The organism is Polaromonas sp. P1_G4 (assembly GCF_056405475.1).
Window position 1 is genome coordinate 1 of record NZ_JBFUCA010000027.1, and the last position, 16,957, is coordinate 16,957.

The following is a 16,957-nucleotide window of genomic DNA, read 5'->3' on the forward strand; positions in this document are numbered from 1 at the left end:
GTATTGCCACATCACAGTAGAAACACCGGTCAAGCTGACCGAGCACCAGCGCAAGCTGCTCAAGGAGCTGGACGAGTCGCTGAAAAAAGGCGGTGCCAAGCATTCACCCAGCGAAGAAGGCTGGGCCGACAAGCTCAAGAGCTTCTTCAGCGCCTGATCGTGCCCCCAGAAAATGCCGGACCTGCTCCGGCATTTTTTATGGCCGGGCGCTACACACTGTCACACGCCTGTCGTGATCAGACACATACGATCAGCCCTTTAACTTCGGGAAACACCCATGACCGTATCGACCCGCCAGGCCGTGAGACAAGGCAGCCTGCTCGCCCTTATTTGCAGCAGCGTACTGCTGACCGCTTGCTCGTCTTCAGGCACGACATCTCAAGCAGGGCTGCCCACCCTTGACGGCAAGGCGCCACTGGTCATCGCCCACCGCGGCGCTTCGGGTTATGTGCCGGAAGAAACGATGGAAGCCTATGTGCGGGCGATCGAACTCGGCGCCGACGTGATCGAGATGGACCTGGTCGTGACCAAGGACGGCGTGCTCGTCACCCGTCACGACCCCAACCTGGCGATCAGCACCGACGTGGCCAAACACCCGGAGTTCGCTTCACGCAAGAAGACCATCCAGGTCGACGGCGAAACGCAGACCGGCTGGTTCAGCAACGACTTCACACTGGCCGAGATTCGCACCTTGGGCGCGATCTCGACCGACGCCGAGCGCCCACAGCAGTTCAACGGCCAGTACAAAATCCCCACCCTTCAGGAGGTGGTGGACCTGGCCAAGGCCCAATCCATCAAGACAGGCCGCACGATTGCGATCTACCCGGAAACCAAGAACCCGACCTACTTCCGGGAACTCGGCCTGCCGATGGAAGACAAGCTGATCGCCATCATCAATGCTGCCGGATGGAACAGCAAGACCGCGCCCATCTACGTGCAGTCGTTTGAACCCGGCAGCCTGAAGTACATGAAGAGCAAGGGCCTCAATACGAAACTGATCCAGCTCGTCGACGGCGACGGCATTGACCCGAAAACCGGCCGTGTCACCTTTGCCGTGCCGAGCGACCGCCCTTACGACTGGACCAAGGCCGGCGACAAACGCCTCTTTGATGCCATGACCACGCCCGCAGGCCTGGCCGAGATCAAGACCTACGCAGACGGCATCGGCCCCTGGAAGCGCTACATCATCAGCACCAAAGGCACCTTCGGCGCCGACGGCAAGCAGGTCGACATCAACCGCGACGGCAAGCTCAACGACGCCGACTCGACCTCGCAGCCAGCCACCAGCTTCGTCGCCGATGCGCACAAAGCAGGCCTGTTCGTTCATCCCTTCACCTTCCGTAACGAGTCGCGCCGCCTGGCCAGCGACTACCAGGGCGATGCCAAGGCCGAATACCTGGCGTTTTACCGCGCAGGCGTTGACGGCGTGTTCACCGACTTCACCGACACTGCCATCGCCGCCCGGACACAGTATCTGAAAGAAGCCGGCCGCTGAGCAAGCCGTTGCGGGTCTCACCCGTTTAACCTCAATGCTATGAAATTAATAGCTGCTTGCGCCTATATTTAATGGGCCAGGCAGCTTTTTTACTTTTAACCCAAGCTGTAAAGGCTGTGCCCCGCAACGCGACAGCATATTCCAGCCATAGGGCCGGTTACACAGCGCCGGAGGCAAGGCCCAGGTTTTCTCAAAATGAAACATCGGGGCCCGTGAAGATAGGGCTTCAGTCGAGATTTGCCGATGGTGACTGGCTTATAGTGACCTACGCACGGAACCTCATCCCCACTCACTTCAAGCGCAAGCCCTACACACCATGAAAACCAAAGCTGCCGTCGCCTGGAAGTCAGGCCAGCCCCTGACGATTGAAACCGTGGACCTGCAAGGCCCGAAGTTCGGCGAGGTGCTCGTCGAGATCAAGGCCACCGGCATTTGCCACACCGACTACTACACGCTCTCGGGCGCCGACCCGGAAGGCATCTTCCCGGCCATCCTCGGCCATGAAGGCGCGGGCATCGTGGTTGACGTCGGCCCCGGCGTGACAACGCTCAAAAAAGGCGACCATGTCATCCCGCTCTACACGCCCGAGTGCCGGCAATGCAAGTTTTGTCTCTCTCGCAAAACCAACCTGTGCCAGCTGATTCGCGGCACGCAGGGCAAGGGTCTGATGCCCGATGCGACCAGCCGCTTCAGCCTGGACGGCAAACCCATCTTTCACTACATGGGCACCAGCACCTTCAGCAACTACACCGTCGCCCCTGAAATTTCGCTGGCCAAGATCCGCGAAGACGCGCCCTTTGACAAGGTCTGCTACATCGGCTGCGGCGTGACCACCGGCATAGGCGCAGTGCTCTTTACCGCCAAGGTGGAAGCCGGCGCSAACGTSGTGGTGTTCGGCCTGGGCGGSATYGGCCTCAAYGTGATCCAGGGCGCGAAGATGGTSGGTGCCGACAAGATCATCGGCGTCGACATCAACCCCGCGCGGCAGGAGATGGCCCGCAAGTTCGGCATGACGCATTTCATCAACCCGAAAGAGACCGAGAACGTGGTGGACGCCATCGTGCAACTGACCGATGGCGGCGCCGACTACAGCTTTGAATGCATAGGCAACACCAAGGTGATGCGCCAGGCGCTGGAATGCACGCACAAGGGCTGGGGCCGCAGCATCATCATCGGCGTGGCCGAAGCCGGCGCCGAGATCAGCACCCGGCCCTTCCAGCTCGTCACCGGCCGCAAGTGGGAAGGCTCAGCCTTCGGCGGCGCGCGCGGCCGCACGGATGTGCCCAAGATTGTTGACTGGTACATGGAAGGCAAGATCAATATCGACGACCTGATCACGCACACCATGCCGCTGGAAGACATCAACAAGGGTTTCGATTTAATGAAAAGCGGCGAATCCATTCGTGGTGTTGTCGTCTATTAGCCCCCACGGTCGCTCACTTCGTGTAGCTCCCTGCCCCGCGAGGGGGCCGCTGCGCCTGCGGTCTGGCAAAGCCAGTCCCGCGGCCCCTCCTTGAACAGAAAGACATCCATGACGACACAACTGGAATTGCTCAGCGAACACGGCTGCTTCGGCGGTGTGCAGCGCTTTTACCAGCATGACTCGCGCGAGATTGGCCTGCCGATGAAGTTCTCGGTGTTCCTGCCGCCGCAAGCCATGGCTGGGGAGATGGTGCCGGCGCTGATCTACCTGGCGGGCCTGACCTGTAACGAAGAAACTTTCATGATCAAAGCCGGTGCGCAGCGCGTAGCCACCGAGCTGGGCCTGGCGCTGATAGCGCCTGACACCAGCCCGCGCGGCGCAAAGACTCCGGGTGAGACCGACAGCTGGGATTTCGGCCGCGGCGCGGGCTTTTACCTTGACGCGACACAGGCGCCGTGGTCACAGCACTACCGCATGGAAAGCTACATCACGGGGGAGCTGCTGCCTTTGCTGACGAACACGTTACCGCTGGACACAGGCCGCATCGGCATCTTCGGTCATTCGATGGGCGGTCACGGCGCGTTAACGCTCGCGCTCAGGCATCCGGATCTTTTCACATCGGTCTCGGCGTTTGCACCTATCTGCGCGCCCAGCCAGTGCCCATGGGGCCGCAAGGCGTTTACCGGCTATCTCGGCAGCGATGAATCAAACTGGGTTGAACATGACGCCACCGCCTTGATGAACCTGATGCCCGCAGCGCCCTACCCGGGCGGCATACGCATAGACCAGGGGCTGGACGACAAATTCCTCGCCGAGCAGTTGTACCCCGAGCTCTTTGAAGCCGCCTGCGCCAAGGCGGGCCAGCCGCTGGCGTTGCACCGCCACGCGGGCTATGACCACGGCTACTACTTCATCGCAACCTTCATGGCCGAACACCTGCGGCACCATGCGCAGCAGCTGGGTCTGGCTGTGGCCGCTTGATTGAAGACCGTGAGCAGGCCTTAAGCCTGCATTAAGGCCGCCCCAATACAATCCAGCGCTATGCCGCTGCGCCCTTCCCCTTCCGCATCCTCCACATCGCGGCCCGCCCCCCTGACCACTGTGCGGCAAGACGCCGGCATGCGGCCGTTGTGGCTGGTGGTCATTGCAAGCCTCTGGATTGCCACGGTATGCAATGTGGCCTTGTGGCGCGAGCTGGCCCGCCTGCCCGGCCTTACCGGGGGCCAGGCGGTGGTCATAAGCATCGCCTTGGCGCTGGTGATTGCGCTGGCGACCACCGCGCTGCTCAGCGTGCTGGCCTGGCGCTGGACACTCAAGCCCGCCATCACGGTCTTTCTGCTGTCGGCCGCTTTCGGCGCCTATTTCATGGTGACTTATGGCGTGGTCATCGACAAGACCATGATGATCAACACGCTGCAGACTGATGTGCGCGAAACACGCGACCTGCTGAACTGGCGACTGCTGGCCACGGTGATGGTGCTGGCGGTCCTGCCGATGATCTTTTTGTGGCGGCAGAAGGTCAGACGTGCAGGCGCAGTGCGACAGATGCTCACCAACGCAGCCACGCTGACCGGAGCGTGCGTGCTGCTGGTGTTAGTGGTGTTTTTGTTTTTCCAGAGCATTGCCTCCGTCATGCGCAACTACACGCATGTGCGCTACCTGATCAACCCACTCAACTCCTTCTACGCGCTGGGTTCCATCGCGGCAAAACCGTTCCAGCGTGATGAATCCATCGTGTTGCCCCTGGGTGAAGACGCCAAACTCGGGGCAAGCTATGCAGCGCAAACCAAACCGCCGCTGTTGCTGCTGGTCCTGGGCGAGACGGCGCGCAGCGCCAACTTTTCGCTGAACGGCTACGGCCGGCCCACCAACCCGCTGCTGGCCAAAGAAAACGTCGTGAGCCTGCGCAACGCGTGGTCGTGCGGCACCAGCACTGCGGCTTCTGTGCCCTGCATGTTCTCCAACTTCGGTCGCGAAGGCTATGACTCGCGGCCCGCCAACTACGAAGGCATGCTGGACGTGCTGCAACGCGCGGGCCTGGCCGTGCTGTGGATCGACAACCAGTCGGGCTGCAAAGGCGTGTGTGACCGCGTGCCCAACGTGAACACCATACAGCTCAAAGTACCAGGCCTGTGCGACAGCGGCGAATGTTTTGATGAAGTGATGTTGCACGGCATTGATGAACGCATTGCCGCACTGCCCGCCGAGCGCCGCGCCAAAGGCGTGGTGGTGGTAATGCAMCAGATGGGCGGCCACGGCCCGGCATATTACAAGCGTTCGCCGCAAGCCGTCAAAAAATTCCTGCCCGAGTGCACCGACAATGCGCTGCAAAGCTGCAGCCGCGAAGGCCTGCTCAATGCCTATGACAACAGCATCGTCTACACCGACAAATTGCTGGCGTCTTCCATCCAGTGGCTCAAGGCGCAAGAGGCGCGCAGCGCGCCCGCCCTGCTCTACCTGGCCGACCACGGCGAGTCCTTGGGCGAGAACAACCTCTACCTGCACGGCATGCCCTGGGGCATTGCGCCCGAGGTGCAAAAGCGCGTGCCCTGGATCACCTGGCTCTCACCCGAATTTGAGCAGCGCAACAAGCTGACCACCGCGTGCCTCAGGCAACAGCTGGATGCACCGGTGAGCCACGACAACTACTTTCACTCGGTGCTCGGCCTGATGAATGTGCAGACCAGCATCTACAAGCCCGCGCTCGACATCTACGCCCACTGCGCCAAGCCCTGAGTTCACGCGCAGCGTCCGCGAAGCATCCGGATTCGCCGTAGGGCTTTTGCTGCCGCGCATGCACCAAAGTGGTGGCAGATTTAATATTCGATATTCATCTCAATAACAATTCTCTTATGCAAAGGTTGAATATGAATATTCGCAAAGCCGCCGCCTCCACCATCGTCTCCACACTCCTTTTGACGCTCGCACTGAGCGCCAGCGCAGCCGACCTGCTCGACACCGTCAAGCAGCGCGGCACCCTCAAAGTGGCGCTCGAAGGCACCTACCCGCCCTTCAACTACAAGGAAGGCGGCCAGCTCGCCGGCTTTGAAGTGGAACTGGCCAATGCCCTGGCGCAAAAGCTGGGCGTGAAAGCCGAGTTTTCCACCAGCGAATGGAGTGCCATCCTGGCAGGCCTTCAGGCCGGCAAGTACGACGTGGTGATCAACCAGGTGGGCATCACCGACAAGCGCAAGGAGACCTTTGATTTCTCCGAGCCCTACACCATCTCCGCCCCGCAGCTGATCATCCGCAAGGACGAAAAGCGCGAGTTCAAGACGCTGGCCGACCTCAAGGGCAAAAAGCTCGGCCTGGGCCAGGGCACCAACTACGCCGACATCGCCAAAAAAGTGGGCGGCATCGACGTGAAGACCTACCCCGGCGCGCAAGAGTATTTGCAGGATCTGGCACTGGGCCGCATCGACGCCGCGCTCAACGACAGCCTGCTCATCCCCTACATCGTCAAGCAGACCAAGCTGCCTCTCAAGCCCGGTGCGCCCGTGGGTGACCTTGAAAAATCCGGCATTCCTTTTGTGAAGAACAACCCGAAGTTCAAGGCCGCCATCGACAAGGCGCTGGCAGACCTGCAAGCCGACGGCAGCTTCGCGAAGATCTCCACCAAGTGGTTTGACCGCGACGTGAGCAAGCCGCCCGTTGCCAAATAAACGGCACAAGCGAAGTAATATCCGATCAGCCGCGCGCCGCCTTTTCTGGGCCGGCGCCTGAAACAACCCCGGCTCTGCGCCGGGGTTTTTATTTGTGGAGACCTATATGGACCTGACAGGCTTGACCCAGTTGCTGCGCGACGCTTTGCCGCTGATGCTCAAGGGCGCGGCGTGGACGCTGCTGCTGGCGGTGGCGTCTGTTTTCTTCGGCGCCATCATCGGCACCGTGGTAGCCGTCACGCGGCTGGCCAAGGTGCCGGTACTTTCGCAGCTGGCAACGCTGTATGTCAGCTGCATGCGCGGCACGCCGCTGCTGGTGCAGCTCTTCGTCATTTATTTCGGCCTGCCCAGCATCGGCATCCAGTTCGACCCGATCAGCGCGGGCATTCTGGGCCTGAGCCTGAACGTGGGCGCCTACCTGTCGGAAACCATCCGCGGCGCGATCAACGGTGTGGAACACGGCCAATGGAATGCAGCCCGCAGCCTGGGCCTGACGCAAGCGCAAACGCTGCGCTATGTGATCGGCCCGCAGGCCCTGCGCCTGGCAGTGCCCAGCCTGTCGAACAGCCTGATCAGCCTGATCAAGGACACCTCGCTCGTCTCGGTGATTGCCGTGGGCGAGCTGATGCTGGCGACCAAGGAAGTGATTGCCACTACCTTCCAGCCCTTTCCGCTGTACCTGGCGGCTGCGGGTATTTACTGGGCGATGAGTGCCTCGTTTGAAACGCTGCAGAAGAAGCTCGAAGTGCGCCTCAACCGCAGCTATCTGCGCTAGCGAAGCGCCGGGCACCAGAATCAGGTGTCGCTGATCAAACCACTCTGAATCGCCTGCTCGGTATTCGCAAAAATCGCCATCGCGGTCAGCATGCGCCGAAAGCCGAGCTTGCGGTAAAACGGCTCTTTGCCGGCGACCGCGTACAGGATGATTTTTTTGTGGCCACTGGAAAGCTTCACCAGCGCCGCAACCATGTCCTTGCCCATACCTGATCCCTGCCGGTCCGGCGCTACCGCGATGTCGCAGATGTAGGAGCAGTCCCTGCCATCCGCTACCGCACGGCCCGCAGCGATCAGCTTGCCGGCGTCATACACAAAACACTTGAACATGCTGTTGGAGAAAACAATCTGCAGATCCGCAGGCTTCTTGTCGCCCAAGGGGGCAACGCGGTAAAGATTCGACAGCTCTTCCCAGTCCGCGTCGGCCATGCCTTCCGATGAAAACTTCCACTCGAGGGCCAAGATGAACTCCTTTTATTTTCAAACAGCATGAGGCGTGACGCACACCATTTTTGGACTATAKCCCTCGCATCGAACTGACGCATGACCCCTCAGAACAGCCTGCCCTGCCCCTCGGCGCCCGCCGCGTCCGGCGGCCGGAACTGGCTCATGTCCAGCTCAATGCGCTGCCGGTTAAAGCCGATCCGGTTGCAGGCTTTCTCAAAGCGCTGCTTGATGAGCTCGGCCCACAGGCCGTGACCTTTCATGCGCGTGGCGAAGTCGCTGTCGTAGTCCTTGCCGCCGCGCATTTCGTGGATGCGCGCCATGATGCGCGCGGCGCGCTGCGGGTAGTGCAGCTCCAGCCATTCCTTGAAAATGGGCGCCACTTCCCAGGGCAAGCGGATCACGGTGTAGAACGCGCTGCGTGCACCGGCCTCCCAGGCCGCCTCCAGCACATGCTCCATGTCCTCGTTCACAAACGGGATTTGCGGCGCCACGCTCACGCCGACCGGCACGCCGTGCTCTGCCAGCGTGCGGATGGTGCGCAGGCGCCGGTGCGGTGCGGCCGCGCGCGGCTCGAGCTTGCGCGCGAGTTCGCCGTCGAGCGTGGTGATGGTCACGTAGGCGGCGGCCAGCTTGTCAGCGGCCAGCGGCGCCAGCAAGTCGAGGTCGCGCTCCACGCCGCTGGATTTGGTGATCAAAGAGAACGGGTGCCGCACTTCCTGCATCACCTCAATGATGCTGCGCGTCAGTCGCAGCTCGCGCTCGGCGGGCTGGTAGCAGTCGGTGGCCGAGCCGATATTGAGCAGCTTGGGAACATAGCTGCGTTTGCGCAGGTCGGCGCGCAACACCTCGGCAATGTTGCGCTTGGCGATGATCTTCGTTTCAAAATCAAGCCCTGGCGAAAGATTGAGGTAGCTGTGTGTGGGCCGCGCATAACAGTACACACAGCCATGCTCGCAGCCCCGGTAGGGATTGATGCTGTAGTCAAAAAAGATATCGGGCGAATCGTTGCCGACAATCGCGCTGCGGGCGTCTTCCATCGTGACCGTGGTTTCGATCCGGGGCGCCTCGCTGGAGACACCTTCTTCCAGCGTACCCCAGCCGTCGTCCCATGCGTTGCGCACGTCTTTCTCAAACCGGTGCGGCATGCGTGTAGCAGTGCCCCGGCCCTTGATGGCATGGAGGGGAATGACGGCGTCGGACATAGGGCAACAAGATTCGGTGGAAGGTAGCGGTGCCCGGCAGGGCCGCAGAAAAATACTGTATATAAATACAGTATATTCAAACAAAAACCCTTTGGCAAATGTCTGCAGCAGTGCTCGCAATAATGGGTTTAAAGCAGGAGACATCCCATGGCACACGTACTGGCAAAACTCACCGGCGCGCCGCTGGCCGCCGTCAAACAGCAGCTGGAAAAAGATGCGGATGAACATGCGAAGCAAGGCATGTATCTGAAGTATCTCTGGCAAAACGCGGAAGACGCAGCAGAGGTGTTTTTTCTGTTTCAGGTGAAAGACCTGGCACATTGCCAGCAGCGCATGAAGCAGACGCATGCAAAAGTCCGCGAAGAAAACCCCGATGTACCGCTACCGACCCTGACGTTTCTGGAGGATGCCTGAGGCCTCATCCAATGCGTGATGGATACGCCCCTTTTCCATTTTCCCTTCCCTCTCCTCCCTTCCGTTTCACCATGATCCAGCGACCTGAAAACCTTTATGCCCGCTATCACGCCCACGTGTATTTCGGGCCCGGCACCGTTGAGCAGGCACGTGCCCTGTGCGAAAAAGCTGGCGCGCTTTTCGGGATTGCCGTGGGGCGTGTGCATGAACGCGAGGTGGGGCCGCACCCGCGCTGGAGTTGCCAGCTGGCATTTGACCGCGCGGCGTTCGGCAGCGTCATTCCCTGGCTCGAAGAACACCGCGACGGACTGGATGTGTTTGTGCACGGGCTCACCGGCGATGACCTTGCCGACCACACCACGCATGCCTCATGGCTGGGTGAGCCTGCCGTGTTGAAGCTGGAGATGTTCAGGCGGTGAGCCCGGCTCCAGTTGAATGCTATTAATTCAATAGCAAKTTGCGCTCGTCCAGAAAGGCGAGGAGCTGCTTTTTAACGCAAATAAAAGCGACTCAACCAGCGCGGCCGCAAAGGAATCGGTCGCGATTCCACCGACTGGTACAGCACCCAGCCCGCCAGCAGCGACAGCAGGAAGGCCGTCAACAGGCCCAACACGTTTGCCGCAAGCTGCGTGGGCCAGAAATGGCTCACGATGGCATTGACCAGCAGGCACACAGGGAAGTGGATGAGGAACACGGAATAGGACATCTGGCCCAGCTGCACCAGACGGCGCTGCTGCAACCATTGCACCGGCCAGGCCTGCGGCTGCAGCACCGCCAGCCAGGCCAGACCGAAGGCGGTAACGAGCGCCACCACCAGGCGCCCCCGGAAATCAAGCGCCAGGGCCAGCCCACCCATGACCGCCAGGGTCACGAGCCAGAAGCTGCGCCGCGCGCCGAGACGGTTTGCGGCCCAGAAGGCCAGCATCCCCAGGGCATAGGAGCCGCAAAAATAGAGGGCGGTGACATCAAAGGCCGGCAAGCGGTTGAAAAACAGGAGCGAGGCCAAGGCGACCATCAGAATGAGGCTGACGCCGAGCGGGGCCGAAACCGAAGTGGTGTGTGTTGCGTCGCCGTCATGCGGCTGAAACTGGAACCGCCGGGCAAAGGCAAAAATGAGAACCGCCATGGCGTAGAGCTGGAAGTCGATGGCCACGTACCAGACACCAGCAGAAAGCGCGTCCTGCCCGAGCAGGTCCTGCAGCAGCAGGACATGGGCCAGCAGCTGGTGCACCGTGGGAGCATCCGGCACGGAATGGTGCGCGAACCAGGGCCTGACCAGCGCAGCCACCAGCATGCTCACGGCCAGCGCCACAAGATAGGGTTTGACGAGCCGCCAGTAGCGGCGAAAAATCAGGGAGCCAGGTGCACCGAACACGGCCACACCTTKCGGCGCAAGCGAGGCCGCCGCCAGAAAACCACTCACGACGAGGAACACCTGCACGGCCATGCGGCCGTAGTCGTAAAGCCAGTCCATCGGGGCCGGTGCAAACGGGTGCACCACATCCGACATCGGGCCATAAAAGGCCAGGTGATGCAAAACGATCATGACGCAGGCCAGCCCTTTGAGGGCATCCATGCCGGGAAAGCGTCGGGTTGCGGTGGTCAAGGCGGGTGTTTCAGGCGCAGCGCTGCTCTGGGTACCGATGACGCTTAAGCGCAGACCCGCTGGCGTGCCAGCTCGTACTCGCGCCTGAGCTGGTCCACAAAGGCCGCGGCGCTTTGGACCTTGCTGACAGACCCAATGCCCTGCCCGCAGCCCCAGATGTCTTTCCAGGCCTTGGACTTGCTGCCTTCGCCGCCGCCAAAGTTCATGGTCTTGACGTCGCCTTCGGGAAGGTTCTCAGGGTCCATGCCGGCTGCGCGAATCGACGGCGCGAGGTAGTTGCCGTGCACACCGGTGAAGAGGCTGCTGTAAACGATGTCGTCGGAATTTCCGTCAACGATGGCCTGCTTGTAGGCGTCGGCTGCGCGCGCTTCGTCCGTGGCGATGAAGGCCGAACCGATGTAGGCGAAGTCGGCGCCCATGGCCTGCGCGGCCAGCACCGCGCCGCCGGTAGAGATGGCGCCCGACAGCGCCAGGGGGCCGTCAAACCACTGGCGGATTTCCTGGATCAGCGCGAACGGGCTCTTCACGCCTGCGTGGCCGCCCGCACCGGCGGCCACGGCCACCAGGCCGTCGGCGCCCTTTTCAATCGCCTTGCGTGCGAATTTGTTGTTGATGATGTCGTGCAGCACCACGCCGCCGTAGCTGTGGGCGGCAGCGTTGATGTCTTCGCGCGCACCCAGGCTGGTGATGTAGATGGGCACCTTGTACTTCACGCACATTTCCATGTCGTGCTCCAGGCGGTCGTTGGACTTGTGCACGATCTGGTTGATGGCAAAAGGCGCCGCCGGCTTGTCGGGGTTGGCCTTGTTGTGGGCTGCCAGTGCCTCGGTGATCTCGGCCAGCCACTCATCGAGCTGCGATGCAGGCCGTGCGTTGAGCGCGGGCATGGCGCCCACCACGCCGGCTTTGCACTGCGCGATGACCAGCTTGGGATTGCTGATGATGAAGAGCGGCGAACCGATGATGGGCAAAGGCAGCTTGTTCAATGCGCCGGGCAGTCTGGACATGGTGGCTCCGTTATTATTCTGAATTCAAGAAAAACATGCTACAACCCTTTACTGACGGGCGCAAGCAGCTATCAAATAAATAGCAGCGTGTACAGGATCAGAACGCATCCAGCGCCAGCGCCGTGACGCTGTCTGCACCGTCGACAATGCTGTCGCGCACGCCGGGCACCTTGGTCAGCAGGTGGTCAGCATAAAAACGCGCGGTGGTGATCTTGGCCTGCATGAAGGCAACATCAACGCCCTGCGCGATTTGCTCTTGCGCCACCAGCAGCGAACGCGCCATCTGCCAGCCGGCCACCACGTTGCCCGCGAGCATGAGGTAAGGCACGCTGCCGGCAAACACGGCGTTGGGACTGGCTTTGGTGTTGCCGGCCACGAAATCCACCACATCGATGAATGCCAGGCGCGCGGCCTTCAGGCGCTTGGCCACGGCCAGCGCGTCGGCGCTGCCCTGCCTGAGCAATTCGCTTTCGGTTTTTTCGATCTGCGCTGCAATCGCCTTGGCCGTCTGGCCGCCATCGCGCGAAGTCTTGCGGCCAATCAGGTCGTTGGCCTGGATCGCGGTCGTGCCTTCATAGATCGTCAGAATCTTGGCGTCGCGGTAGTACTGGGCCGCGCCGGTTTCTTCAATAAAGCCCATGCCGCCGTGCACCTGCACACCCAGCGAAGTCACTTCCAGGCTCATCTCGGTGCTGTAGCCCTTGACCAGCGGCACCATGAATTCGTAAAACGCCTGGTTCTGTTTGCGCACGTCCGCATCGGGGTGGTGATGCGTTGCGTCGTACGCCGCAGCAGCGACAGAAGCCATGGCGCGACAGCCTTCGATGTAGGCGCGCATGGTCATCAGCATGCGCTTGACGTCCGGGTGATGGATGATGGGCGCGCTGGCCTTGATGGAACCGTCAACCGGTCGGCTTTGCACGCGGTCTTTGGAAAATTCCACAGCTTTCTGGTAGGCGCGTTCGGCAATCGCGATGCCTTGCATGCCGACCGCGTAGCGCGCCGAGTTCATCATGATGAACATGTACTCAAGGCCGCGGTTTTCTTCACCGACGATGTAGCCCACGGCGCCGCCATGGTCGCCGTACTGCAGCACGGCAGTGGGCGATGCTTTGATGCCCATCTTGTGCTCGATGCTCACGCAATGCACGTCGTTGCGCGCGCCCAGGGCGCCGTCTTTGCCGACCATGAACTTGGGCACGACAAAGAGGCTGATGCCCTTGACACCCTCGGGTGCGCCGGTGACGCGCGCCAGCACCAGGTGCACGATGTTCTCGGCCATGTCGTGCTCACCATAGGTGATGAAGATCTTGGTACCGAACACCTTGTACGTGCCGTCGGGCTGCGGCTCGGCTCGGCTGCGCACCATGGCGAGGTCCGAACCAGCTTGCGGCTCGGTCAGGTTCATGGTGCCAGTCCATTGGCCGCTCACCAGCTTTTCAAGATAGACCGCCTTGAGGTCGTCGGAGCCGGCCGTGAGCAGGGCTTCAATGGCGCCGTCGCTGAGCAGCGGGCACAGCGCAAAACTCATGTTGGCGGAGTTGAGCATTTCACCGCAGGCCGCACCTATGGTTTTGGGCAAACCCTGGCCGCCAAAATCAGCCGGGTGCTGCAGGCCTTGCCAGCCGCCTTCGACGTATTGGCGGAAGGCCTCCTTGAAGCCTGGCGTGGTGGTGACTTCGCCGGATTGAAAGCTCGACGGATTGATGTCACCGTCACGGTTGAGCGGAGCCAGCACGCCCTCGTTGAACTTGGCGCATTCCTCGAGCACCGCTTGCGCGGTGTCGAAGCCGGCTTCTTCAAAGCCGGGGATTTGCGCGATCTGTTCGATGTTGGCCAGATGTTTGATGTCAAACAGCATGTCCTTGAGGGGGGCTTTGTATGTCATGTTTTGTCYCCGAAAATTAACTTATTGCGCGGCGAAGGCCATTAAAAGCTGTGCCACAGTGGTCTGCTGGTTTGGCCTGTGCCAGGCGTAGCCGGGGCCGCTTGCCACACGGCCTCTCGCGAATCTAGGGCGAGAAATCACGAACTGGAGGTTCCACCAGTTTTTCGGATTTCCGCACGACATAACCGTTGTCCATCAAGGCATTGAGCCAGCCCGCCGCCATCAAGTCCACATGACCCGAGTCCGGGGCCGAAGCGTAAAACGCATCCTGAAACTCCAGCATGGGCACGAGCTTCTTGCTGTACAGCGTCACGCGGTAGCGGGTAGAACCCCTGCGGGCTTCATGGCCCTGGGAGGTAACGGTAGAGCCCATCGGAACAAACAGCAGCGTGTTGTAACCCTGGCCGGACCATTCGCCCAGCACGCCCCTGATATTGGAACGCTGACCGAACGTACCCGCGTACTTTGCGGGAACACCGTTGAGCTGCATGAACTCTGCGGCATGCCCAACACTTTGGTTCATCAAGCGGTTGTCGAGTACACCCGAGAGCCTGTAGCCTTTGACCAGATCCGGGTTCTGGTTGGCCCACTCGGGGGTCACAAAAATCAGGGCCAAAGACGTCACAGGCTCCTTGATTTCCGACTTGACGCTGACCTGTTCGACTTTGCGGTCAAGCCCCGCGCACGCAGTGAGGAGCAAGCCCGTCAGCATCAAGGCGATGCATGCGCCTCGCCTCATGCCGGATTGGCCGGGTTGCTGCCTGGCTTTCATGTCGCGCTGGCCTGAAACCGCATTACAGTGCGGCAACCAGCTCGGGCACAGCCGTGAACAAGTCAGCTTCCAGGCCGTAATCCGCCACGCTGAAGATCGGCGCTTCCGGGTCCTTGTTGATCGCCACGATGACCTTGCTGTCTTTCATGCCGGCCAGGTGTTGGATCGCACCGGAAATACCGGCGGCGATGTAGAGCTGGGGCGCGACAATCTTGCCGGTCTGGCCCACTTGCCAGTCATTGGGGGCGTAGCCCGCGTCAACCGCTGCGCGCGATGCGCCGAGAGCTGCACCCAGCTTGTCGGCCAGCGGCGTAAGCACTTCGTTGAATTTCTCGCTGGAGCCCATCGCGCGGCCACCGGAGACGATGATCTTGGCAGCCGTCAGCTCGGGGCGGTCGCTCTTGGCGATCTCGGAGCCCAGGAAGGTCGACTTGCCGCTGTCGGCAACGCCCGCGGGCGTTTCGATCGCAGCGGAGCCACCAGTGGCGGCAGCAGCGTCAAAGCCGGTGGTGCGCACGGTGATGACTTTGGTCGCGTCCAGGCTTTGCACGATGGCAATCGCATTGCCGGCGTAGATGGGGCGCTCAAAAGTGTCGGCGGCATCGACCTTGGTGATGTCGGAAATCTGGCCGACGTCCAGCGTCGCGGCCACACGGGGGGCGATGTTCTTGCCCGAGGCAGTGGCGGGAAACAGGATGTGCGAATAGGCGCTGGCGATGGCCAGTACCTGCGCGGCCATGTTCTCGGCCAGGCCATGGGCGAAATGCTCGCCTTCGACGTGGATGACTTTGGCCACGCCGGCAATGGCGGCGGCTGCCTTGGCGGCGGCTTCGGCGCCCTTGCCGGCCACCAGCACGTGCACATCGCCGCCGCACTGGGCGGCAGCCGTTACGGTGTTGAGGGTCGCGGGCTTGATGCTGGCGTTGTCGTGTTCTGCAATAACGAGTGCGGTCATGTCATCAGTCCTTAAATTACTTTGGCTTCGTTCTTGAGCTTGTCCACCAGGGCGGCCACGTCGGCCACCTTGATGCCTGCGCTGCGCTTGGGCGGCTCGCTGACCTTCAGGGTCTTGATGCGCGGCTTGACGTCCACGCCGAGCTCTTCGGGCTTGATGTTGTCGAGCTGCTTTTTCTTGGCCTTCATGATGTTGGGCAAGGTGACGTAGCGCGGCTCATTGAGGCGCAGGTCGGTCGTGATGATGGCCGGCAGCGTGAGCGAGAGGGTTTCCAGGCCGCCGTCGACTTCGCGCGTGACCTTGGCAGTGCCGCCTTCAACTTCAACCTTGGAGGCAAAGGTGGCTTGTGGCCAGCCCAGCAGCGCGGCCAGCATCTGGCCGGTCTGGTTGCAGTCGTCGTCAATGGCCTGTTTGCCGAGGATGACGAGTTGGGGTTGTTCTTTTTCGACCAGGGCCTTGAGCAGCTTGGCGACGGCCAGCGGCTGCAGTTCTTCGGCAGTTTCGACCAGAATGGCGCGATCGGCGCCGATGGCCATGGCGGTGCGCAGGGTTTCCTGGCACTGCAACACGCCGCAGCTCACGGCGATGACCTCGGTCACGACGCCCTTTTCCTTCAGGCGGGTCGCTTCTTCAACGGCGATCTCGTCAAACGGGTTCATGCTCATCTTGACGTTGGCGATGTCGACACCAGTGCCATCGGATTTGACGCGGACTTTGACGTTGTAGTCCACAACGCGTTTGACGGGAACCAAGACCTTCATGAGAGGACTCCAGAGTTGATGGATTGAGTACTGATTGAAATCGAAATGAAATCGGGACTGAATTGACGTTAACGTAAACGTAAGCTCTGCATTCTATGCTGCGGCGCCCCTGATGCGGGCTGCGGAACTGGTTGCCAGAGGGTATCAAGGGGAACCAGGCAGAAAAAGAACGATCGTTCTATTTTTCATTATAGAGGGCCGGACACACGGAATTAGAGCATCCTGCCCAACCCTTGGCCTGCAGGTGTCTTTCAGGCGTCAACTGCCGATGCGGCGACAGGTGACGGAACAGGGAAAAGACGCGCTGCAGGCCGTTTGTGGGCTGCTCAGGAAGGCTTGGCACCGGTAGCGCCCTTCTCGCCCTCCGCGCTTTTTGCATTCTCCGAAATGCTCACGCGGGTATGCACCACACGCTGCGGGTACKGAATTTCGATGCCGTGCGAACGCAGCGACTCCAGGACGGCGAGGTTGACACGCGAGCGCAGGTTCTGCTGGCCGTTTTCGGGATCAACCATCCAGTAGTTGAGCGTGAACTCGAGCCCGTCGACGCC

16 protein-coding genes and 2 pseudogenes are annotated in these 16,957 nt (G+C 61.1%); 9 read left to right on the forward strand and 9 right to left on the reverse strand.

The window, feature by feature from the left end:
* The 7 genes and pseudogenes from AC1D1X_RS02685 to AC1D1X_RS02715 form a co-directional block, all read left to right on the forward strand.
* A pseudogene (locus AC1D1X_RS02685) lies at positions 1–157 on the forward strand (molecular chaperone DnaJ); the annotation flags it as partial.
* A gap of 120 nt (positions 158–277) precedes the next feature.
* Entirely contained in the window at positions 278–1,495 is a 1,218-nt protein-coding gene (locus AC1D1X_RS02690) for a glycerophosphodiester phosphodiesterase (RefSeq protein ID WP_477671072.1), read from the forward strand.
* 316 nt (positions 1,496–1,811) lie between these two features.
* Complete coding sequence (locus tag AC1D1X_RS02695) at positions 1,812–2,918, forward strand: S-(hydroxymethyl)glutathione dehydrogenase/class III alcohol dehydrogenase (protein ID WP_477671073.1); 1,107 nt, start codon at positions 1,812–1,814, stop codon at positions 2,916–2,918.
* Positions 2,919–3,026: 108 nt separating this feature from the next.
* Positions 3,027–3,899, forward strand: a complete 873-nt coding sequence (gene fghA, locus AC1D1X_RS02700) for an S-formylglutathione hydrolase (RefSeq protein WP_477671074.1) — start codon at positions 3,027–3,029, stop codon at positions 3,897–3,899.
* A 60-nt stretch (positions 3,900–3,959) separates the two neighbouring features.
* A complete protein-coding gene (locus AC1D1X_RS02705; RefSeq protein WP_477697791.1) occupies positions 3,960–5,654 on the forward strand; it encodes a phosphoethanolamine transferase in 1,695 nt (564 codons plus the stop codon).
* Positions 5,655–5,785: 131 nt separating this feature from the next.
* Positions 5,786–6,580, forward strand: coding sequence for a transporter substrate-binding domain-containing protein (locus AC1D1X_RS02710; RefSeq protein ID WP_477671076.1), 795 nt, complete (start codon positions 5,786–5,788; stop codon positions 6,578–6,580).
* A gap of 106 nt (positions 6,581–6,686) precedes the next feature.
* Positions 6,687–7,355 carry an amino acid ABC transporter permease gene (locus tag AC1D1X_RS02715; RefSeq protein WP_477646787.1) on the forward strand — a complete coding sequence of 223 codons (669 nt, stop codon included), beginning with the start codon at positions 6,687–6,689 and terminating at the stop codon, positions 7,353–7,355.
* 20 nt (positions 7,356–7,375) lie between these two features.
* Here AC1D1X_RS02715 and AC1D1X_RS02720 read toward each other — a convergent pair whose 3' ends face one another.
* The gene (locus AC1D1X_RS02720; RefSeq protein WP_477671077.1) at positions 7,376–7,816 is read right to left on the reverse strand and encodes a GNAT family N-acetyltransferase; all 441 of its coding nucleotides are present in this window, start codon (positions 7,814–7,816) and stop codon (positions 7,376–7,378) included.
* A gap of 89 nt (positions 7,817–7,905) precedes the next feature.
* The gene (locus AC1D1X_RS02725) at positions 7,906–9,003 is read right to left on the reverse strand and encodes a PA0069 family radical SAM protein (RefSeq protein WP_477671078.1); all 1,098 of its coding nucleotides are present in this window, start codon (positions 9,001–9,003) and stop codon (positions 7,906–7,908) included.
* A 147-nt stretch (positions 9,004–9,150) separates the two neighbouring features.
* Between AC1D1X_RS02725 and AC1D1X_RS02730 the strand changes: the two genes are divergently transcribed.
* Together AC1D1X_RS02730 and AC1D1X_RS02735 are read left to right on the forward strand one after the other, a co-directional pair.
* Positions 9,151–9,417, forward strand: a complete 267-nt coding sequence (locus tag AC1D1X_RS02730; RefSeq protein ID WP_477671079.1) for a hypothetical protein — start codon at positions 9,151–9,153, stop codon at positions 9,415–9,417.
* 71 nt (positions 9,418–9,488) lie between these two features.
* A complete protein-coding gene (locus AC1D1X_RS02735) occupies positions 9,489–9,836 on the forward strand; it encodes a DOPA 4,5-dioxygenase family protein (RefSeq protein WP_477671080.1) in 348 nt (115 codons plus the stop codon).
* Between the two features lie 71 nt (positions 9,837–9,907).
* On the opposite strand, the gene AC1D1X_RS02740 is transcribed toward AC1D1X_RS02735, so the two are convergent.
* The 7 genes and pseudogenes from AC1D1X_RS02740 to AC1D1X_RS02770 all read right to left on the reverse strand — a co-directional run.
* Complete coding sequence (locus AC1D1X_RS02740) at positions 9,908–11,023, reverse strand: acyltransferase family protein (protein ID WP_477697792.1); 1,116 nt, start codon at positions 11,021–11,023, stop codon at positions 9,908–9,910.
* A gap of 44 nt (positions 11,024–11,067) precedes the next feature.
* Complete coding sequence (locus AC1D1X_RS02745) at positions 11,068–12,030, reverse strand: NAD(P)H-dependent flavin oxidoreductase (RefSeq protein ID WP_477671082.1); 963 nt, start codon at positions 12,028–12,030, stop codon at positions 11,068–11,070.
* A gap of 97 nt (positions 12,031–12,127) precedes the next feature.
* A complete protein-coding gene (locus AC1D1X_RS02750) occupies positions 12,128–13,918 on the reverse strand; it encodes an acyl-CoA dehydrogenase (protein WP_477671083.1) in 1,791 nt (596 codons plus the stop codon).
* 124 nt (positions 13,919–14,042) lie between these two features.
* Complete coding sequence (locus AC1D1X_RS02755) at positions 14,043–14,657, reverse strand: hypothetical protein (protein WP_477671084.1); 615 nt, start codon at positions 14,655–14,657, stop codon at positions 14,043–14,045.
* Positions 14,658–14,712: 55 nt separating this feature from the next.
* The gene (locus tag AC1D1X_RS02760; RefSeq protein ID WP_477671085.1) at positions 14,713–15,645 is read right to left on the reverse strand and encodes an electron transfer flavoprotein subunit alpha/FixB family protein; all 933 of its coding nucleotides are present in this window, start codon (positions 15,643–15,645) and stop codon (positions 14,713–14,715) included.
* Positions 15,646–15,656: 11 nt separating this feature from the next.
* Complete coding sequence (locus tag AC1D1X_RS02765; RefSeq protein ID WP_436155153.1) at positions 15,657–16,406, reverse strand: electron transfer flavoprotein subunit beta/FixA family protein; 750 nt, start codon at positions 16,404–16,406, stop codon at positions 15,657–15,659.
* Positions 16,407–16,732: 326 nt separating this feature from the next.
* Positions 16,733–16,957 (reverse strand): annotated as a pseudogene (locus AC1D1X_RS02770) (mechanosensitive ion channel protein); the annotation flags it as partial.